A 21,895-nucleotide genomic window follows, 5' to 3' on the forward strand; every position below is an offset into this window, starting at 1 on the left:
CTCACGCTCTCTTTTAGTAATCTATCACTATCTTGTAACTTGCCTTTACAATTTTGTTTCATACCCATTTGGATTTTTGGATTGCCATCGCCAGGCATCCTCACAAATCTCATCTATTCCTTTTACAGCTTCCCACCCTAACTCCTTTTTCGCTTTCGAAGGATCCCCATAACTAATAGCTATGTCACCTGATCGACGTTCAGTGATTTGGTAAGGGATTTTCTTACCAGTTGTTTTTTCAAAAGAGTGGATCATTTCGAGAACACTATAACCTTTACCTGTTCCTAAATTATATGCATTGACTCCAGTTGTATTTAGAACATGTTCTAATGCTTTTAAATGGCCAATGGCTAAATCAACAACATGGATATAGTCTCGTACACCCGTACCATCATGTGTAGGATAATCGCCACCAAAAACACTTAGTTTTTCTAGCTTCCCTACTGCTACTTGAGTGATGTACGGAAACAAATTATTCGGTATCCCGTTTGGATCTTCTCCTATCACCCCACTCAAGTGAGCACCTACTGGGTTAAAGTAACGCAATAAAGCAATTCCCCAGTTATTATTAGAATCATAGACATCTTGTAATATCTCTTCTATCATCAGTTTTGTTCTTCCATAAGGATTGGTTGCCTGAAGAGTTAAGCCTTCATGAAATGGGACACAATCCTGAAGTCCATAGACAGTGGCAGATGAACTAAAAACCATTTGGTGAACTCCAAACTCTTCCATCACCTCACATAAAATAAGTGTCCCAGTAATATTATTGTGGTAGTATTTCAATGGTAAAAAAACAGACTCTCCTACTGCTTTAAGTCCAGCAAAGTGAATAACAGCCCTTATCTCATGTTCTAAGAACACCTTGCTAAGTGCTTCTTTATCTAGTAAGTCTACATTATAGAACAGTACTCCCTTACCCGTAATATCCTTCACTCTTTCTAATGCCTCTTGTTTACTATTCATTAAATTATCAACAACGACAACCTCATATCCTGCATTCAATAACTCAACACAAGTATGTGAACCTATATATCCTACACCGCCTGTTACTAATACTTTCATTTCTACCTCACCTAACCTTTTAAAAAATTATAATTAGTTCTGTATCCCCTCCAAAAAAACAACTCAATAATAAATATTGAGTCGCACCACCTTACTTTATTTCAAAATCAAATTACTTTTATTAACAATTTATTTATGCAGATTTTTTGGTTCTAGTTCTATTTTTAAGCATATCTTGTAACATCGTTAAAATATTTCTAATGATACTAAATAAATATTTAAACTCACTGGTTTTATGAAAAACTGCTATATAAATTAAATTTGGAATAATTAAACAAACTAAACCAGATTGTATTAATGTTAGAAAACTTGTTGGTGTAATCAAGTTTGAAATATAACTAGTAATATAATACGTTCCTATCCCAATCACTAAATAGAATACATATTTTGTAAAATAAATTATTAATGGCTTATTAAATACTTTTTTGTATACCAGATAAGGAGTTACCCAAAATGGTACTACAAGCGCACTTACTAAGGTCCCAATAAAAACACCTGCTATTCCAATATGTTGTACCAAAACAATAGAAATTCCTAAGTTCACAGCAGCTTGGCACAAAGGAGCATATCTATCTTCATGAAAAATCCCTGATGTCGTTTTTACAGTTGAAATGGAATTTCTCATTCCTCTTTCATAAAAAATAACCATTAATAAAATTAAAACGCTATTACTCATTAAATATTCTGAACCTATCCATATAGAGATAAATGGTTCTAACATGATACATAAAAATATTGTAAATAATGAATATAACCAAAAATTAAGTAATTGCGTAACTTTATATATACTATATACTTTTTCCCTATTTTCTTTTGCTACTAAATTACCTACGCTATGATAAATATTATTAAATACTTGATTGACAAAAGTTCTGCAAATTTCAATTAACATATGATAATTAGAGTAAATTCCAACTGCTGTAATACTAACAAAAGCCGAAATAATTATATTATCAGTACCAAAAACTAAGTAAACTCCTATATTTTGTAAAACAATTGCTTTAATATTCCGAATGATATTTCCTTTGGTTTCTTCGTCTAACTTTGTTGTAACCTTGTTTTTCAAAAAAGGATACATACGATTAACAATTATTGCTAAAATAATAGATGTAATTAAGGTAATAACACTTTCTACAACAAGATACAATATAAAGTTCTGTGTGTAATAAAGTATTGCTATCTTAATACACACCGTAACAATAGATGAGGCCGAATAAATTCCTGTAACAATATATGTCTTTTGACATACACTTAAAAAAGAGTTTTTGTGTAAATAAAAGTAAGGTAAAACCGTATTTACTAAAAAGATAAAATAAATTAAATGAATGTTCTCTATACTCGTATCATTTATAAAAAAATCAAGAAATGGCATAATTGCTAAACCTAGAAGTAAAACAATTAATGCTATTACTAAGTAAGCATTTCGGTATAATTTCATTAGTACATTTATTTTTTCTTGATCGTTGTCAGCTACTGGTTTATATAGGCTATAAACAATACTTGCCCCTATCCCAGCTTCTGCAAGTGCTAACATAGCTAATATACTAGTGAACAACCCACTTATACCTAGGTATTCTATACCTAAATAAGTGATGAAGATTGTTCTGGAAATAAAACTTAAAGAGGTTATGATTACTTGACTTCCTAAACCTGTAACTATGTTTAGAAGAGAATATTTAACTCTCATATATACTCCTTTTGGTTTATATTCTACAGTTTTTTATTTAACATAACCCATCTCATTTATAATCCCTTCATACATTTTATTTTTTTTAAAAGTTGATATATTTCCATTTAAAGTATAAGAATTATCAAAAACTAATAGACTTTTAGATAATTCCTCCTCTTTTTCCTCAATATATTTTTCTACGGTAGTTATTATTCTAGCTGGGTTACCAGCTACCACACTACCTTGAGGTATTGATTTTGTTACTAGACTTCCAGCTGCAACTATAGAGTTTTTGCCAATAGTTACTCCTGGCATAATTAATGCCCTAGCCCCTATAAAAACGTTATCTTCGATTGTTACACTACCTACTTTTGTATAATTAATTAATCTTTTTGTACTAGCATCATGAGCTAAAATATATGCTTGTGGCGCTATAGTTACATTATTTCCTATTTTTATTAACCAACAATGGGAATAATCAAAGAGTACACCTGGTTGTATAGAACAGTTTTCTCCTATCTTTAGTCCTAACCTGATGTAGTCTTCTAACCATTTCTCCTCTAAAAAATATTTTCTTAACCTTACTCTTAAAAAATTAATTACTTTTAACAATATCGGAACTCCTTAACGTAATAGAGTTTATTAACCTTATAGAAAAACCTTGAGTAAAAGGTAGTATATTAAATACTGTAGAATATACTCCAATATCTTTAGTGTCTCCTTGGGAAAAGTCAACTGAACCATTTTTTCTTGTGATACTCGTTAAATAACCGATAGATTTTTCGGTGCTTTTTAGACATTCTTTTGAAATGCTTTTTATTTCTGCTGCATTAAGTAAAAACCAACCTAAAGTTGCTGTTGCTGAAGAATCTGGACTACTTTCATTTCTGGTTACTGTCCAGTTCCAACTACCATTGTCTTGCTGAAGACTCATAGCTGCTCTAGCAAACTTCTTAACACTCTCTTCTAGGATGGCCTTATAATAATGATCTTGCGGTAATTCTCCCCAAGCATCAATAAGTCCAATTGCATACCAACCAAGGCCTCTACCCCAACCATACAAGCCAAGTGGAGTTTTATTCTCAACTTTATAGGCATGACAGGGAATAAAATGTTCTTTTAACATCCCCCATTGTTCATATTCTTTTATTTGCTTCACAGCCAAGTCAATGCATTCATCATTTTGATATTTCAAGCCATAAGCCACTAAAAAAGGACATATGAAACCTATTGTGTCTACGTATCTGTAGTCCATCATAGATTTCCTATATCCTACTGTACCGTCTTTACCAATGTGCTCTTTAATTAATTGCCATGTACAATCTAATGCTTTTTTATATTGATCTGTTTCTAAAAATCCTAACTTAATTATGGCATAAGCAAGAATGGCACCATCCACATGTTGAGGCTTTTCTACCCAATGTCCTGTTTGATCAAATTTACGATTTAGGTACGTTCTTATTTCTTTCTTTATAATTTCATCATCTTTAAATTTCAAGCATTCACTTAAACCTAATAATACCGCAGCCTCTTGCCAATGTTGAATTTGATCCTTAGTATACCTTCCTTTTAACATATCTATAAAAACTAACCTCGTATTATCCGTCACTTTTATTTTAGGTGTATGATTTAACCAACGAATCCCTTGTCTGGTGATTGTTTGTTTCCAATGATCGCTATCAGAGTATCGACCAATGTGTATTCTACCTAACCAGTCTTTAAATAATGGGACTATATCAATTAAAAAAATTATTAGAACAAAAAAAAGAAGAATAGTTACAATACCTATCGATAATAGGAACATTATTTTAGTCCTCTCTATACTGCATTAATAAAATTATAGAATTTCTTGATTTCATCTTCTGTACCTAAGTTTTCTTGTGATAAGTTTTTTATTAATGTGTTTTTCATTGTTTCATCATCAATTAACCGTTGCATACCTTGTGCTAAGAAGTCACCACTCATATCTACAATTAAACCGTTCTCTTCATGATTAATTTGATCTTTTGCTGTTGAAAAGTTTGTAACAATAATGGGTTTCTGAAGGATTTTAGCTTCATCAATTGCAATTGACTTCCCTTCAAACCTTGAAGGTTGAACATAGATATCAGCAGTCCTTATATAAGGATATGGATTGTCTTTTAGACCACAAAGAATAAATATATCTTCAAGCTTTTTATCCTTTATTAATAATTCTAATTTCCTTCTTTCTTCTCCTTCACCTATTACAAACCATTTAATTTTGTATCCTTTATTGACTAATATTTCGCAAGCTTCTATTGCCATATCAAGGCCCTTCTGATAATTCAATCTACCAACAGTTACAATTCGAACTCCATCGTAGCGAATATCTAGTTTTTCCATTGACATTTTGTGAATAATACTAGGGGATACAATATTGTACATAACACCAATTTTTTCATTATGCTGTGGAAATTTTTGCTTCAATACATTTGCACATTCATTAGATACAGTTAATATTTTATCTAATCGATCAAAGTATTTTTTATCAATCTGTGAATCCATTCCCAACTTATCATAATCATTATGGATAAATCCAAACTTTAATTTTGCCTTTACCTTATCCAAACAAAAATAAACTGGATTTTTTTCTAAATATCCAACAGCTACATCATATTCCTTATGTAAACTATCTAAGTTTCTTTTAAGATATTTCCATACTCTTTGTTCACATCTAGCAGGATTTTTTTCTGTTTTGAAAATGTAACCTGCCTGCACCCTTGACAACGCTAAGAAAAAATTTCCTTTTTTTGTACTTTCTAGAAGAGCTTTCTTTATTGGCATATCAAAATAAATATAATTATTGGGCTCTTTTAATATATTTACCTGTTGCGGGATTTGGCTAAAGAATATTCCTTCATGTTTAAAGAGGAACAGATCAACATTAAAGCTTGAATAATCAATTGTTTCTAATAGTGAAATTAGTGCTTTTTCCGCACCTCCACAGTTTAAATTATTTAGTATAAATAGAATGTTTTTTTTCACACTTTATCACCGCCTTATAATTTGATAAAGTTTTTCAATTTCTACTTCAGTACCCAGTTGTTCCTTATGAAGGTTTTCTATTAAACTATTTTTATTTTCTTCATTTTCTATTAAAAACTCAATTCCTTGTGCGAGCTCAAATTCATTTAATTCTTTAATTAACCCATTTACATTGCTAGTAATTTGATCTTTTGCTGTACTAAAATTAGTTACTACAATGGGTTTTTTTAATATTTTTGCTTCATCAACAGCAATAGACTTTCCCTCATATCTCGAAGGTTGTACGTAGATATCTGCATTTTTTATATAAGGATATGGATTTTCTTTTAGTCCCAGTAAGAAAAAATGACTTTCTAATTTTTTTTTACTTATTAAAGATTCTAACTTTTCTCTTTCTTTCCCTTCACCTAACACATACCATCTTATATCGTAACCCTTTTTGACTAAGATATCGCATGCCTTTACTGCTATGTCAATTCCTTTTTCGTAACTTAATCTTCCCATAGTTACAACATTAATAAAATTTGTATCCATTTTGATTTCTTCGTTTTTATTTGATAACGATTCTATCGTTGTAGTAGACAGAATATTGTATATTACTTTTACTTTGTCATTGAATCCTGGAAAAGTCCCCTTAATTGAGTTTGCACACTCTTCTGACACTGTAATAATGTAGTCTAGCTTTTTAAAGTAGGGGTAATCTATTTCCTTATCCATACCAGAGTTAGTATAATTTGTATGTATCCAACCAATTTTCTTTTGTGAGCTTACTCGATCTATTACAAAATAAATAGATGCTTTTTCAAGGTATCCTATTGCAACATCATATTCTTTTTCTATAGTTTTAAAATACTTATTAAGATATTGCCAAGTATGCTGTTCAGCATTTTTCTTATCCTTTATTAACCTGTTTTTAAGAGTAAACATTATTCTATAAAATGCGAGACTAATTTCTCCTCTTTTGAAAAAACTTTTTATGGATTGAAATAGACCTTTGGAGAAGATTTCATATTGTATTGGTAAGTCTATAATTTTAACTTCTTGTGGTAACATATTTAAAAATAATCCTTCTTTATTAAACAATAATAATTCCACGTTGTATAAATTGTAATCAATTTGTGATAGCAAATTAACTAGACTCTTTTCTCCTCCTCCAGCAGATAAGCTGGGCATCACAAATAAAAGATTTTGTTTCATATAACACCTCAGCTATGTGTTAATTCTTGTAAATCTTCAACGGCTTTATAAGACATTTTCTTAATATTCGGTATATTCCTTTGGAGTAAATGGCTAATTTCTTTTTCCTGCGAAATCATTTCATCAAAATTTGAGATCAACTTAGCACTATCTGAAATTTCATCGAGGTTTAAGACAAACTTTTCTTCTCCAAAGATATCCTTAGCTATACCTTTAGATTTAACACTGTACCCTAAGACCATTGTTGGTACATAATTTGAATACGCTGCAATCGTAGCGTGAGTTCTGGCCCCTATGAAAAAACGCATTCTTGCAATATATCCTTTATATTGAAGTGCATTTAGATCTGGTGGTAACAAAATTACTCTTTCCGTTTTGCGAAATTCTTCAAAAAGTTGATAGAGAACTATATAATCATTGTTATCTATTTGTACTACGTGTGGCGTTAATGCTATTGTACAATCGGTCGTTTTTAATATATGTTTAATAAGATCACGAACTGCTATTTTAGATTTTTGGTTTTTTTTCATCACTAACGGACTAAAGTTGACTCCTATTGTGTTACCTACTTGCCAACCCTCTGGTAATGGTAATTCTTCTTTTTCCATTGTAAACGCTGGATCTGCACACAGTTTTACATTCGTAAGACCTTTTTCAATTAGCATGTTATATGTTAATGTTTCACGCGCTAGTATGAGATCAAACAATTTTAAATCTTCAAGCTTTCTATTTGACATATCCTCTTCGCCAATCGAACAAGCCCACAAAACTAACTTTTTTCCTTTTTCCTTAACTCTCCTATTAACTTCATACCAACCAGGTTGTTCACCATAACAATAATTGTCACCCCCAATAGATAAACAAATATCCATATCTTCTATTTGTTCAATAATTTTATGATGAATTTTACCTAAAGCATAACTCTCATCTCCAAAGAACTTTACTTTAAAAGAAGATATGAACCAAGGGTAGGAATATTTCTTAATAGGTGTTCTTGTTCCATCAAATATATTATCTAATGAGTCAATTATTTTATCTGAAGATGGGTTACTTGATGCTAAAAAGACTTTTGCCCCATTCAATTTTTCTTTTATAAGTTTTGTAGATGAACGTACGATTGCTTCACACCCTCTATTTGAACTACCATCATGAGCAAACATCATTAGTTTCATATTAACTTCCTCCAAAGCGTCGATTTCGTAATTTACTATATGTAGTTGCACAATACAATGCAAAAGTTGCCTTTCTTTTTATCATTTCCAATAAAAATCTTTCGTACCTCCCTAGACCACTGAGATATTCGTTATAATAGATAGGTAGTGCTTCTTTCACTTTTGGGTGATGAATCATTACCTTTACATAGTTGAAACGTTCCTTAAATCTTAAATTATCATTTGCCGTAAAATAAATATAAATATAGGAGAGTACGCTATGAATAAATTTTATAGCTTTTAACTGTTGAACCTTTTCTCTACCAATAGTTGCTATTAGAAAACTAGGTAAATCTTTTGTATACACTTCTAATGCTCTAGAAAAATAATCATATCTAACTAGATTTCTTGTCGCACTTCCTTTAACTTCACGATAATGATATCCTGTATAATTGATATACTTCATATTTCTAGCAACATTAAAAAAAAGCATGTTAAACATGCCATCCTCTCCCAGAGCCAATTTTTCTGGAAACCTTATTTTATTTTCGATAATCCTTTTGTTGGAATAAATTTTATTACAAGCTGAATTCAAATTTTCAGATTTTACAAAATGCGGTAACAATTCCCCTTCAATAAACGTACGATTGAGTGTTTGATTTACTGGAAAAGGATACGTTGTAATCACTTTCTGCCCATCAATTTCACTTTCAAAATCTGTGATAATTACATCGCATTCGCCATTCTTAGTTGCTTTGTATAATTGCTCATACATATCAGACTCAATATAGTCATCTGCATCTACAAACCCTACATATTCCCCAGTGGCTAATTCTAATCCTATATTTCTAGCAATGCTTACCCCTAGGTTTTCTTGATTGATTAATTTTATTCGTTGGTCAGTAGCTTTAAACTCTTCTATTAATTTTTGACTATTATCAGTCGACCCATCGTTTATAAAGATAAATTCACAATCTTGTAATGATTGATTTAAGAGCGATTGTATACACTGGGATAAATATTTCTCCGCATTATAAACTGGAATAATGACTGTTATCTTTGTCCCCATACATTTCACTCCTAAACAAATTTGTGAATTTTCTCATTGGCATCTAATAGAGAATACAATTTCTCTAGCTCATTTTCATTTTCAAAATTTTTCTTGCTATTGTTAGAAATTATTTTATCCCTAATGTCACTACAGTTTTTTAATAGTTCAATTTTATCTGCTAATCCGTCTATACTCATGTCGCAAATTATTCCATCAATATTATCTTGAACTTGACTTGGAGCCGTAGAGTAATTCGTTATGATAATAGGCTTAGCTAATATCATTGCTTCTGTTACAGTAACTGCTTTACCTTCATATCTAGATGGCTGTACATATAGATCAGCCTGCTTCATGAATGGATAAGGATTTGTTTGTTTTCCTAACATTATGAAGCTTTTTTCTAATTGGTTATTAATTATTAATTTTTTAATAAGAGCCTCATCGCCTCCATAACCAACAATATACCATGCAATATCTTCATATCCTCTATCATGTAGCAACTTTAGTGCTTTAACTGCATTATCTATTCCCTTGGCGTGTGATAATCTAGCGACAGTAATTATTTTAAATCTTCTATCCTTACCCATGGGGTTAAATATTGCTTCATTTGCCATTCTATTTATAAAATTTGGTGATATAATATTTTCCATGACGGCTATCTTACTTTCAAATAGTGGGTATTTTTTTATAAAAGAACTTTTACATGCATCTGAGACAGCAAAGATATGATCAAATTTGCTCCATACCTTCATATCAATCGATAGATCAGTTTCGACCATAGAATAATCGGTGTGAATCCATGCAATTTTTTGCTTGGCTTTCACTTTTTCTGCGACAAGATCATGTGGCCAAAGGTAGCTAATAGCTACATCATACTCTTTTCTGATTTTTGGAAGGAATGGCATGGCATATTTCCACATTAATTGCATTTGGTAATAGCCTGGTTCTGTCATTTTTTTGGCCTTTCCTTTTAAATCAGCAGTGAATTTTGATAAGAGTCTAGCCATACCAATCGTTATTTGTTTATCTTTTATAACCTCACTAATTGATTTTCTAAAAGTTGTATACTGTGGCACTTCAGGCAAAAGGTTTACTTTAACAGGAATGAGGTTCATAAAGTCACCTTGGTGCCGATATAACATGAGATCTACTTGATAATGATCATAATCAAAGTTCTCGAGCATACTGATTAAGCTTCTCTCAACACCGCCAACTTCCATGTCGAAGGAGGCAATTAGTATTTTTTTCATGAGAACCTCCTACGTTTTAGAAACTAGCTTTCTAATTCTTGCTATATTGTTTCCTCCAATGAGTTTTGAAGCAAGTAACTTTATGTTTCCTTTTAACCTAGTATTAAACGGAAGCCAACTCTTATAAAAATGGTGCATAGCATAGGTTTTCTCTGTAACTAATTTTCTACAGTTAATATAGTCATAGGGTGAGAAGTATGTTTGTGGATAAAACGTTCCAAAACCTTCTAATTCTTGAAACTCTCCATTTAGCTTCAAACCTTTATTCACTAATAAATCAGATATAATTGCAACATTAGTTAACTGGTTTGTTTCACCGTCTTCGTTAATAAAGTTCTTATGTTGGTATGCATTTAAGAAAATTTTAATCAAAGGATTTCCTTTCTTAGCTCCAATCGTACTAGTTGCTATAAAGTTTTCTTGTTCAAAACCCCAGAAAGAATGGTGATGTAATAGATCATTGAAAGATTTAAAAACCTCAACATCAGTATCTAGATATATACCACCTATATGATAAAGTACATGCACTCTTACATAATCACTGCAAAATGCATATTTCTTGGCTTCATATGCCTCCCGTGCGTAAGTGTTGGAATGAAAATCAAAATTTTGTTCATTCCATTCTTTAATTTCATACTCAGGAAGATGTATTTTCCACGATTGAATACATTTTTTAACCATCTCTGGTTTTTCTTTCTCCCCAAACCAACAGTAGTGTATAATCTTTGGAATTTCGATTATTCCAGTCATATTCTCACCTTTTTAATAATGTATTTAATTTCATTTCAGTTTTTATTGCTTCAGTTATTCTTTCTTGCTCACTCTTAGATAAACTAGAACCAGATGGCAAGCAAATCCCCCTATTAAACAACTCTCTTGCTACATTGTGCTCATTACTATAAGCATAAAATGAACTGCCTTTGAATAGAGGCTGCATATGCAATGGTTTCCAGACAGGTCGTGCCTCGATATTTTCTTTAGCTAATCGATCTAACACTGACTGAACTGTTAAACCTGCTTCCTCTTCATCAATGGTTAAAGCCGTTAACCAACGATTTGATCGAGTACCTTCTAATTCAGGCATAAAAAGAAGCCCTGAAATAGAGCCTAGTTCTGAAACGTAGTTTTCAAAAATCTTTCGTCTAGCCTGTACTCTATCATCAAGTACTTCTAGCTGAGCTCTCCCAATCCCGGCTAGTATGTTACTCATTCGGTAATTGTAGCCTTTTTTACTGTGCTGATAATGTTGTGCTGGATCTCTTGCTTGTGTAGCAAGAAAACGAGCCTTTTGCGCCATATCATGATCATTCGTTACGAGCATACCCCCACCTGATGTGGTGATAATTTTGTTACCATTAAAAGAAAAAATTCCAAAATCACCAAAAGTTCCACTTGGCTTTCCTTTATACGTTGAACCTAACGACTCAGCTGCATCCTCAATCATCGGAACGCCAAACTCATTACATAGGGCCACAATCTCATTCATTTTTGCACTTTGACCATATAAGTTGACAACGATGATTGCTTTTGGAAGCTTTCCTTCGATTGCTGCATCTTGTAAGGCTCTTTTTAACGCAACAGGCGACATATTCCATGTCTCTGGCTCTGAGTCAATAAATACAGGTTCTGCACCTTGATAAAGTATAGGGTTCGCACTTGCAACAAAGGTTAAGCTAGAGCAGAATACTCGATCTCCTTTATCTACTCCCAATAAAATAAGAGCCAAATGAATAGCTGCTGTACCTGAACTTAAGGCAACTGCTTCATTGACTCCTACATACTCCGCTAATTCTCGTTCAAAAGCATCGACATTTGGTCCGAGTGGGGCAATCCAATTCGTTTCGAATGCTTCTCTTATATACTTTGCCTCATTCCCACTCATATGTGGTGATGATAAAAAAATTCTTTTTTTTGTCTCCAAATTATTCAAATTATACCCCCTCTTTCATTTTTACTCTTGCAGGCACACCAACCGCCATACTGTAGGCAGGAATATCGTGAATGACAGTGGCACCTGCACCGATTATTGACCATTCACCTATTTTTTTGTTTGGGATAATAGAAGCCCCTGTTCCAATATGGACTCCATCTTCAACTATCACTGTTCCAGTAAGAGCTGCTTTGGGTGAAACATGAACGAAATTACCTATCAAATTATCATGCTCGATCACAGAATTCGTATTAATAATACAATGTTTCCCAATTACTGCACTTGAATTAACTACTGTGTTTGCCATGATAACAGTTCCATAACCAATTTGAACGTCTTTACTAATAACTGCTGTTGGATGAATAAACGAAGCATAATATTCTTCAGGAAGATTTAGGTATTCAACGATTTGTTGTCTTATTTTATTGTTGCCAATCGCAATAAAAAATTTTATATCATTAAAGTATTCAACCATTTTATGGACTAATGAGACAGGACCAGTATAAATATTACCAGTAATTTCAAAGTCTTTGTATTTGTCGTCCAAATAACCAATGACCTCATAATGATCATATTTTTCAATAATGTCCCGGACAACTTTACTATGACCGCCTTGTCCAACAATGACGATATTCATAAGACCCCCGCTTTCATCGTGTAATTTGTCCCTTAAATCGTTCTGTGGTTACACTGCCTTGTTGATTAATTCCATCTGATTTAAATACTTTATAAACGGTTAAGATTAGAATTTTGATATCTAGCAAAAAAGATTGGTTTTCAACATACCAAACGTCTAATTTAAATTTTTCTTCCCAAGTTATGGCATTACGCCCATTTACCTGTGCCCATCCAGTTATTCCAGGTTTTAGATTATGACGAGCTAACTGCTGTTCTGAATAGAGAGGAACATATTCCATTAATAACGGTCTCGGGCCTACTAAACTTATGTCTCCTTTAAGTACATTAATCAGTTGTGGCAATTCATCTAAGCTGCATTTACGAAGGAACTTTCCAAAAGAAGTTAATCTCACATTGTCTGGCATGAGGTTCCCTTCTCTATCTTTTTCATCTGTCATCGTTCTGAACTTATAAAGATAAAAGGGCTTGCTATATAACCCTGGGCGTTGCTGTTTAAAAAAGATTGGAGCGCCTAATTTCTGTTTTACTAATATAGCTACAATAAAAATGACTGGAAACAACAGGAATAACAAGATCAATGAAACTAATACATCAAATGTTCTCTTCATCTCTTATCTCCTTTAGTAGTAACATCCGTTGAGGTTGTCATCTCTATAATTTGTTGTCTTATTTCCTCGACTAATGTTTTAGCATCCATTTGCGTTTGCGTTTGTCCAATATCATAGACGGTTTTTAAGATTGTCTCTAACTTCTCTGGCGTTAACTTTTCTGAAATACCCATATTACTCAACCTATCCTTTACGATTTTTATAGTTTGATATAATCACTTCTGTAGAAGATGTTTAACGATAAAACATGTTCAAAGTAGAAATAAATAAAATAACAAACAATAATACCGAAATAGACTAATTTGCGATCTTTTTCTCTAAATAGTAAGACGATCCAAGATATTAAGATTAATTGGTACAAGCCAAAATAAATAGTAAAACGGGCAAAGATCCAGTTTTGCGTTGAGATGACCATGAAAACAAAGCCTAAGAGCGACATATTTATAATGGCATCACATTTAGGGAACAACTCTTTAAGCTTATCTCTTCCCATAAAGGCGATAATTAATGGGACTGCAGTTACAGCAACCCTTATCGTATTAGCCCCTCCTTCTTGAAAATTTCTATATCCCCCATATTGAGTATCCTCAATTGCACTGAAAAGAAGATCCATAAATTGGTTGAAGCCTAGTACAATTAAGATTGAAGACGCTAATAAAGCCACAGTCACTTTTGACCAAGCTGGCCTTCGCACAATAAAATAAATTGGAATTAGCACAAGTGCAGATTGATGAAAAGTAGATGCTAATAATACGATCAGTACATACCTTTTAAAATTACCTTCTAATAAATATTTAGTTGCAATAAATACAATAGCTGCAGCAAGATACTGTCTTACCCCGTTCATTGATACTAAAAAATGCCCTAATGTAATATAAACATATAAGCTTAATTCAAATATTCTTGAATATTTATAAAGGGTAATAACAATCAATGTATTTGTTAAGAAAGCTGTTACTAATAATAATATTTGAGGATCACTAGATAGTTGCTGAAGTAATAATTGTAAAATATTAAACCCAAAATCTTTTCCTTCAAATACTTTATCCCATGTCATTGGATATTCACGGTATGAATGTATGTAATAGTAGGTATCCCCAATATTGTTCCGAAGACCTGATACTAACACTAGTGTAGAAATCGCTAATAACACAAATAACTTATGTGGCTTGATTAAAGCAGGGTTTAATGAAGTAGGTTTTGAAAAATATCTGGATAATAGTGAAAACAAGTAAACTATAGAAAGATTGAGATAAAGGACTGTCATCTATAAAAATCCTTTCCATAGAGCAGACATTAATTACATGAATTTATCCGTTCTTTAATACGGTAGCTTTTTTTGTATTTTGAATATATAAGTAAAGTAAAATACCAAACGGAGTAGCCAAAAGTGTTGTTAATTTACATGGCGACTCTATTAAAAAATTATAATTTTTAACCATTAAATTACTTGAAACATAATGTATAGACTCTCTTACTCTATCTTTGTAGGTTGGCGCGTATTTCATCGCTACTTTTCGAAAAAAAGAAAAGCCTCGAGGGTTTTTCTTGTATTGCTTGATAATATTCATACTTGAACCATCTTGACGATACTCGACGTGGCATAATATTTCATTCATAACAAGTAACGGAAACTCTTGATCGATCAGAATATACTTATAACTTAATGGACAATACTTTTCTCCAGGAAACAATGGATAAGGCGGTGATTTTCTTGTAAGCTCTGAACGGTATACAAGCTTTTTATCGCCTCTAACTTTGTATTTACCATACAAATCAGATAGTTTTGCTTTCTTAAGATGTTCTGGCATTTTTGTTCCAATAATCTCCCCATCTGGTGTTGCATCGATCCCTACAATTCCAGCATAATCTTTGCTTCCGTATTGTTTCCAAAACGTTAATATCTTTTCGACTGCATCATCAGCCATGTAATCATCGGAATCAATACATACATTTAGTTCTGTTTCAATTAACTCATACGCTGTATTATGCGCACCATGCATTCCTTGGTTTTCTTGATAGTGGTAGTAAATAGGAATAATCCCTTCTAAAATCCAACTTTCCACAAGTTCTCTTGTATTATCTGTTGAGCCGTCGTCTATAATTAACCAAACAAACTCTTTACTAGTTTGTCTCTTCAAGCTCTCGTAACACAAATGAAGACAATACGCTCGGTTAAATGAAGGTGTAAATATCGTTAATGTTGCATTCATTAATTAAACCTCCGTGTTTATGCTTGCTTTTCCTTAAAAGCATATCCCATATAATAGCCCGTCAACCAATCTGCCATTGTTGCTGTGTCATATCCATTTCTTCGTAGCATATCTGATGTATCTACATGTTCATAAGTAGAAGATAATATTTTTTCAGCCCACTCATCTGGTGATAGATTTAATGGAGTAAAGTCTACTCTACCAGTCACATTAGTTTCATCAGTAATTGAGCTAGAGACAACACATTTTAAGCCAGCTGCCTGCGCCTCAACAAGCACAACTGGTAGCCCTTCAAAAAGGGATGGAAATAGAAATAAATCAAATCCTTGCATTAAATTTGCTATATCTTCCCTTACTCCTAAAAAACGAACATTGGAATTCAAATTTAAATCATTAACCTTCTTTTCAATTTGCGACCTTAAATGCCCTTCACCAACTAAAACAAGGATGGAGTTTGGTTGCTTATCATGAACTGCTTTAAAAATATCAATTAAGTATTCATGGTTTTTTTGTTTATTAAACCTACCAATATGACCAATAACGAGTTTGTTATCTGCTTGTAGTTCTTGTCTAATCTTTTCTCGAGTTATTTCGTTGAATTTAAACTCTTCTACATTAACCGCATTGTTTAACACTTTTACTTGCTGTGAATTAGTTGCTTTTTTTCCAAATAACCACTCACCGGCCTGTTTCGAACACGCAAAATATTGGTTAGCATTATCTCTCATAGCCATTCTTGCGTAAACTCTAAAAGGAAGTTTTAAATCAATCCCTAAGTCACTTAAGTGACTATGGGCAATTCGACAAGGAACTCCTGCTTTTTTTGCGGCACGGAGCACAAAACTACTATTCTCGTTAATATGTGAATGAACGACTTGATATTCAGGGTGTGAACCAAAAAATTGATCCAACTGCTTGAAATATAAGTTATAATTACCAGGACGTATTCTTGGCATTCGATAGATCTTTCCACCTAACGCCAATATTTCATCATCATAATGACCTTTTTCCGTTCGATGGACCATAAAATCAAACTGAATTTTAGTGCGGTCTATTTTTCGATAATAGTTCATTAACATTGTTTCAAGCCCGCCACGATTCATGACCGTCACGACTTGGAGTATACGTATCGGTTTCAGCGTAAACACTCCTATCTAATAATCTTTCTCAGGGTTTCTATACTTGATAACATGATATAAAACCCTAGAGCAAACCTTAACTTTGCACAAAAGTAAAACGTCCTCCACACGACTGGAAAATGTTTCATTTCTAAGTCATTAAAAGAACGATGTATTCTACCAGTATTTAAAATTTCGCTCAAATTTTTTATCTTTCCGATGGCTGAAAGTTTATTCGCTTTACTGACCTCATTTAATCCTAGCCCTAATGTATTCATACCTATACGATTATTTAAAGCTACATAAAAATCATCATCCATCTTTTTTTCCTTTAAAAATTCTTCTATTATTTGAAATAAATTTAACCACTTTTCTATAAGTTGTGGTTTATAACCAGTTGTAACTGAAGATGAATTCGCTCGCCAATAATGATAATAAGGTTTGTTAATAAAAGTAAATGATTTCGTATAATAGAATGCTTGAATGTTAAATAACGAATCTTCGTTAGTACCAATTACATTTAAATCTGTGAATGTAAGGTTATTAGCCTTAATAATTTCAGTTCGATAAAGCTTTGACCATACGGTACCCCAAGCATCTAACAATTCTGGGTTCGCCACTTCTTCTTTTAGTGGACCAACTAACCTTCTCATTATCTTTTGTTGAACCTCACGACCTTTATAAGACACCTTCTCTGGAAGATTAAATTGTTTTTCCTTTGTGTGACTACCAAATTCACGCATATACGAGCACATTACGATATCAGCACGATCAATTAACGCTGTTTTATACATTACTTCATACATTTCTTTGTCTACCCAATCATCAGGGTCAACAAAGCCAATGTAATCTCCCTTTGCAACTTCTAGTCCCGCATTTCGTGCTGAAGATACGCCCCCATTTTCTTTATCGATCACTTTCATCCGCTGATCTTTTGAAGCATATTCATTAAGGATATCTAGACTTTTATCAGTCGACCCATCATTTACCGCAATAATTTCAAAATCAGACATCGTTTGTGCTAGTAAACTTCCCAAACACCTTTCCAAATAACTTTCGACATTATATACCGGCAGGATAATACTTACTTTTGGTTTCATTTGTTTCCTCCAACATGTAGCGGGTGTAAATGGTACTTAGTTCGAGATTGAGTTGTTGTAAGGAATAGGTTTCGACCATATTCCTACTCACTACTCCCATTTGTTTGCGTAGTTGTTCGTTTTGATATAGTTTTAACAAGCTTCTTGCAAATTGGCCGTAGTCATGGGACGGTACGATATAGCCATTGACCTGATCTTCGACTAATTCTACATGCCCACGGTTTTTACTCGCTACAATCGGCAAACCGCATGCCATTGCTTCCATAATATTGACAGGCAATCCCTCTCTGTAACTTGAACCAACAGCGATATCGCAGATTGGTAGGAGGGTATCAATGTCTTTTCTAAATCCAAGAAATTGAACCATATGCTCTATCCCTAACTTTTTTACTAATTGTTCACAGCTTTCTTGAAGGGCGCCTTCACCCGCTAATAAAAGTTTTGCATTGGGCATATAGTCTTGAACTAAAGCTAGGGAGCGGATCAGTAATTGTTGATTTTTATTTTTGTTGAATTCGGCCGCATAAAAAATTAAAAAGTCATCTGGATGGTATCCAAACAACTTTTTACGTTCGATTTTTTCAGTTTCTAGTATTGGTTTATAACAGTTAGTATCAACACCTACACCATGGACACGCTCGATACGACCAGCTCCAAACTTCCGACTATTAGCGAGTCCATAATCTTCTTTATTAATAGTAATGAGACAATCGGTATAGTTAGCTAGCTGCTTTTCAATCGGATAATAGATGAACCAATTAAGTTTGGGTGCTCCTTGACAAAAATGAAAGCCATGCGCTGTGTAAAGGACTTTTGTTCCCTTTTTTCGTGCTTTCCTTGCAGCAAATCGCGCGAGTACTCCGCCTAGTGGTGTGTGACAATGAATGATATCATATTCATGTTCGTTAATTATGGCTTTTAATTCATTGAAGGCATCCACATTTTTTAGTTTAAAGGGTGATCGTTGAATCGGAATGTTATATTTCCGATCCGTATATGGTAAATTGATCTCGCCTTTTGCTGCGACATGAACTTCCCAGCCTTGCTCTTTAAACCATTTCATATAGGGTAAATGAAAAGCTTTAAAATGATAATCTACGGTAGCGCAAAATAGAATTTTTTTAGGCATTTTAATCACCAATTAAATTAATTAACTTACTTAATTAATTCCTTTTCCATTACTTTCGACAAGTATTCTAACAAGTCATGTCTTAAGTCGTCACGTTGTAAGGCAAACTCAATCGTCGTTTGAATAAAGCCCATTTTTTCACCAACATCATAACGAATTCCTTCAAAGTCATACGCATAAACCGCTTCCTGTTTATTTAGACCACTAATTGCATCCGTTAATTGAATTTCTCCACCAGCTCCAGGTTGTTGATTATTGAGTATCTCAAAGATTTTAGGACTTAATATGTAGCGTCCTAAAATGGCCATATTAGATGGAGCTTGTTCTCGTTTTGGTTTTTCTACTAGATTGCTAACATTGTAGAAACGCTCACCAATTGGACTCGCATCAACAATTCCATACCTCGATACTTCTTCATCTGTGACATGTTGTACACCGATGATGGAAGCATTATAACGCTCGTACTGTTCCATCATCTGTTGTAAACAAGGCTTATCTGCACTCACGATGTCATCGCCTAATAGGACAGCAAACGGTTCATTTCCGATAAATTTTCTTGCACACCAAATTGCGTGACCCAAACCTTTAGGCTCTTTTTGACGGATATAATGAATATCCACAAGCTTTGAAGATTTTTGTACTTCATCTAATAATTCGAATTTTCCTTTTTCAAGTAAGTTTTGTTCTAACTCAAACGAGTGATCAAAATGATCTTCTATCGATCGCTTACCTTTTCCAGTAACGATAATTATATCCTCGATCCCAGATTCAATCGCTTCTTCTATAATATATTGTATCGTCGGCTTATCGACGATCGGTAACATCTCCTTTGGCATTGCTTTTGTTGCTGGGAGAAATCGTGTACCCAAGCCAGCTGCTGGAATTATCGCTTTTCTTACTTTCATTCTATCTACTCCTTTTAACTTGATATGGTCATTAATGGTTCTTGAACTACTTTTTTATTTGCTAACTGAAGTAAAGTATCTCTAATGCTTTCCTTATCTAAACAGCTAAAATTATTTATGATTTCTTCAATTTCCTTTATATAGAGGTCTGCTGTTTTTCCAATATAGATTTTAGGGTACACTTGACGTTCTTCTATTTCTTCTTCTTTTAACAATTCTTCAAAGAGCTTTTCTCCTGGCCGCATTCCTTTGAATTCAATTCCAATTTCCTCAAGGGAATAACCTGATAGTTTGATTAGATTTTTGGCCAAGTCTACGATCTTAACAGGTTCTCCCATATCAAGGATAAAAATTTCTCCACCTTTTGCAAGGGCACCCGCTTGAATGACTAACCTCGATGCTTCAGGAATGGTCATAAAATAACGCACCATTTCAGGATGTGTTACCGTGACTGGCCCACCTTTTTCAATTTGCTTTTTAAATAATGGAATAACACTTCCTCTGCTTCCTAATACATTTCCAAATCGTACGGCTACAAAGTTGGTCTTCGATCTCTTGTCCATATCTTGAATGATCATTTCAGCTAGCCGCTTTGTTGCTCCCATTACACTTGTCGGATTAACGGCCTTATCTGTAGAGATCATCACAAACGTATCAACACCATATGCACTAGCTGCATTGGCAACATTTCTTGTCCCGATCACATTATTTTTTATAGCTTCCGCTGGGTTTCTTTCCATTAACGGAACATGTTTATGAGCAGCTGCATGATACACAACATCTGGATGATATGTACTCATTACTTCCATCATTTTTCCAGCGTCTTGTATGTCTGCGATCTCTGTAATAAACTCAATATTTGAATGCCTAAATGTCTCTTTTAATTCCATTTCTATGGAGTAAATACTGTTTTCACCATGTCCTAAAAGAACTAACTGCCTTGGATTAAAGTTTGATACTTGGCGACAAACTTCCGATCCGATTGAACCGCCTGCACCTGTTACTAAAACCACTTTATCCGTCACATAATCTGATATTTTATCAATATCGAGTTGTACTTGTTCCCTCCCTAATAGATCACCTACTTGCACATCTCGAAATTGATTGACTGAAACCTTGCCAGTTACGAGGTCCTCTAACATCGGTAATATTTGTGTTTTGGCTTTCGTTTGGACACAAGCCTCAAATATTCTATTTAGTTCTTTTTTACTTAGTGAAGGAATAGCGATGATGATCTGTTCAATGTGATATTCTTTAACAACAGACTCAATATCACCTGATCCCCCAACAACAGAAACACCAAAGATATCCAAGTGTTGTTTATGGATATCATCATCAATAAACGCAACTGGTAATAATTCTCCATCATTACTTTTTAACAATTGTCTTGCAACCATTGTTCCTGCTGAACCAGCCCCAATAATGAGAGTTCTTTTCTTGTTGTCTATTTTATTCATATACGTATCACGAAACATTCTCCAAAAGAAACGGGAACTCCCGATCAATAAGATATGAAGCAGCCATGTGATAAATAAGACACGAACGAACGTTTCTTGTAAAATAAATTGCTGTACTAAATAAGCCGTTACTATTGAGAACGTTACGACCTTAAAAATAATTAACAATTCCCCTATACTCGCGTACTCCCATGCTTTTTTATATAGCTTTAATAGAAGCGAATAAATATGATGACTTAATAAAATGACTAATGAAGTAACGATAATTGGTAGCGTTAATACATTAAAGTCTGCACTTACTAGAAAACGACTGAAAAAGACCGCCGTTAAGACAATACACGAGTCAATCAAAATAAATAACGATAACCTCTGATTGTAGGTCATGAAATTCCTCCTTTCGCTAGAAT

21 protein-coding genes are annotated in these 21,895 nt (G+C 33.3%); all 21 read right to left on the reverse strand.

From position 1 onward, the window contains the following. Positions 1-45: 45 nt before the first annotated feature. The 21 genes from galE to GKP30_RS08755 all read right to left on the reverse strand — a co-directional run bounded on the left by galE (position 46) and on the right by GKP30_RS08755 (position 21,872). Positions 46-1,065: a UDP-glucose 4-epimerase GalE gene (gene galE, locus GKP30_RS08655; RefSeq protein ID WP_216829032.1), complete on the reverse strand. Its 1,020-nt coding sequence runs from the start codon at positions 1,063-1,065 to the stop codon at positions 46-48. Positions 1,066-1,198: 133 nt separating this feature from the next. Continuing rightward, positions 1,199-2,752 carry a lipopolysaccharide biosynthesis protein gene (locus tag GKP30_RS08660; RefSeq protein ID WP_216829033.1) on the reverse strand — a complete coding sequence of 518 codons (1,554 nt, stop codon included), beginning with the start codon at positions 2,750-2,752 and terminating at the stop codon, positions 1,199-1,201. 33 nt (positions 2,753-2,785) lie between these two features. Next, the gene (locus GKP30_RS08665; protein WP_236034979.1) at positions 2,786-3,346 is read right to left on the reverse strand and encodes an acyltransferase; all 561 of its coding nucleotides are present in this window, start codon (positions 3,344-3,346) and stop codon (positions 2,786-2,788) included. Then, positions 3,330-4,538: a glycoside hydrolase family 88 protein gene (locus tag GKP30_RS08670; protein ID WP_216829034.1), complete on the reverse strand. Its 1,209-nt coding sequence runs from the start codon at positions 4,536-4,538 to the stop codon at positions 3,330-3,332. The genes GKP30_RS08665 and GKP30_RS08670 overlap by 17 nt, the downstream gene beginning before the upstream one ends. Positions 4,539-4,552: 14 nt before the next feature. Then, positions 4,553-5,740 (reverse strand): glycosyltransferase, encoded by a 1,188-nt coding sequence (locus GKP30_RS08675; RefSeq protein ID WP_216829035.1) that lies wholly within the window; start codon positions 5,738-5,740, stop codon positions 4,553-4,555. Between the two features lie 6 nt (positions 5,741-5,746). Further along, positions 5,747-6,937, reverse strand: coding sequence for a glycosyltransferase (locus tag GKP30_RS08680; RefSeq protein ID WP_216829036.1), 1,191 nt, complete (start codon positions 6,935-6,937; stop codon positions 5,747-5,749). Positions 6,938-6,945: 8 nt separating this feature from the next. Beyond that, positions 6,946-8,109, reverse strand: coding sequence for a polysaccharide pyruvyl transferase family protein (locus GKP30_RS08685; RefSeq protein WP_216829037.1), 1,164 nt, complete (start codon positions 8,107-8,109; stop codon positions 6,946-6,948). 1 nt (position 8,110) lies between these two features. Beyond that, entirely contained in the window at positions 8,111-9,157 is a 1,047-nt protein-coding gene (locus GKP30_RS08690) for a glycosyltransferase family 2 protein (protein ID WP_216829038.1), read from the reverse strand. 11 nt (positions 9,158-9,168) lie between these two features. Beyond that, complete coding sequence (locus tag GKP30_RS08695) at positions 9,169-10,389, reverse strand: glycosyltransferase (protein WP_216829039.1); 1,221 nt, start codon at positions 10,387-10,389, stop codon at positions 9,169-9,171. Between the two features lie 9 nt (positions 10,390-10,398). Beyond that, the gene (locus GKP30_RS08700; RefSeq protein WP_216829040.1) at positions 10,399-11,139 is read right to left on the reverse strand and encodes a glycosyltransferase family 32 protein; all 741 of its coding nucleotides are present in this window, start codon (positions 11,137-11,139) and stop codon (positions 10,399-10,401) included. A 4-nt stretch (positions 11,140-11,143) separates the two neighbouring features. Further along, entirely contained in the window at positions 11,144-12,271 is a 1,128-nt protein-coding gene (locus GKP30_RS08705; protein WP_216829135.1) for an aminotransferase class I/II-fold pyridoxal phosphate-dependent enzyme, read from the reverse strand. A 49-nt stretch (positions 12,272-12,320) separates the two neighbouring features. Beyond that, complete coding sequence (locus GKP30_RS08710; RefSeq protein ID WP_216829041.1) at positions 12,321-12,956, reverse strand: acetyltransferase; 636 nt, start codon at positions 12,954-12,956, stop codon at positions 12,321-12,323. A 13-nt stretch (positions 12,957-12,969) separates the two neighbouring features. Beyond that, positions 12,970-13,566 (reverse strand): sugar transferase, encoded by a 597-nt coding sequence (locus GKP30_RS08715; protein ID WP_216829042.1) that lies wholly within the window; start codon positions 13,564-13,566, stop codon positions 12,970-12,972. Further along, positions 13,563-13,739 (reverse strand): hypothetical protein, encoded by a 177-nt coding sequence (locus tag GKP30_RS08720; protein ID WP_216829043.1) that lies wholly within the window; start codon positions 13,737-13,739, stop codon positions 13,563-13,565. Before GKP30_RS08720 ends, GKP30_RS08715 begins: the two co-directional genes overlap by 4 nt. A 26-nt stretch (positions 13,740-13,765) precedes the next feature. Continuing rightward, a complete protein-coding gene (locus GKP30_RS08725) occupies positions 13,766-14,833 on the reverse strand; it encodes an EpsG family protein (RefSeq protein WP_216829044.1) in 1,068 nt (355 codons plus the stop codon). Between the two features lie 43 nt (positions 14,834-14,876). Beyond that, the gene (locus tag GKP30_RS08730; RefSeq protein ID WP_216829045.1) at positions 14,877-15,779 is read right to left on the reverse strand and encodes a glycosyltransferase family A protein; all 903 of its coding nucleotides are present in this window, start codon (positions 15,777-15,779) and stop codon (positions 14,877-14,879) included. Positions 15,780-15,796: 17 nt separating this feature from the next. Then, entirely contained in the window at positions 15,797-16,927 is a 1,131-nt protein-coding gene (locus tag GKP30_RS08735; RefSeq protein ID WP_328703134.1) for a glycosyltransferase family 1 protein, read from the reverse strand. Positions 16,928-16,929: 2 nt separating this feature from the next. Beyond that, on the reverse strand, positions 16,930-17,997 hold the full coding sequence (locus GKP30_RS08740) for a glycosyltransferase (RefSeq protein ID WP_216829046.1): 1,068 nt from the start codon (positions 17,995-17,997) through the stop codon (positions 16,930-16,932). After that, entirely contained in the window at positions 17,960-19,126 is a 1,167-nt protein-coding gene (locus tag GKP30_RS08745; RefSeq protein ID WP_216829047.1) for a glycosyltransferase family 4 protein, read from the reverse strand. Before GKP30_RS08745 ends, GKP30_RS08740 begins: the two co-directional genes overlap by 38 nt. A 26-nt stretch (positions 19,127-19,152) precedes the next feature. Further along, the gene (gene galU, locus GKP30_RS08750; protein WP_216829048.1) at positions 19,153-20,031 is read right to left on the reverse strand and encodes a UTP--glucose-1-phosphate uridylyltransferase GalU; all 879 of its coding nucleotides are present in this window, start codon (positions 20,029-20,031) and stop codon (positions 19,153-19,155) included. A 14-nt stretch (positions 20,032-20,045) separates the two neighbouring features. Next, on the reverse strand, positions 20,046-21,872 hold the full coding sequence (locus GKP30_RS08755) for a nucleoside-diphosphate sugar epimerase/dehydratase (RefSeq protein WP_216829049.1): 1,827 nt from the start codon (positions 21,870-21,872) through the stop codon (positions 20,046-20,048). Positions 21,873-21,895 lie beyond the last annotated feature (23 nt).

This window comes from Alkalihalobacterium elongatum (genome assembly GCF_019024285.1).
Lineage (GTDB): Bacteria > Bacillota > Bacilli > Bacillales > Bacillaceae_F > Alkalihalobacterium > Alkalihalobacterium elongatum.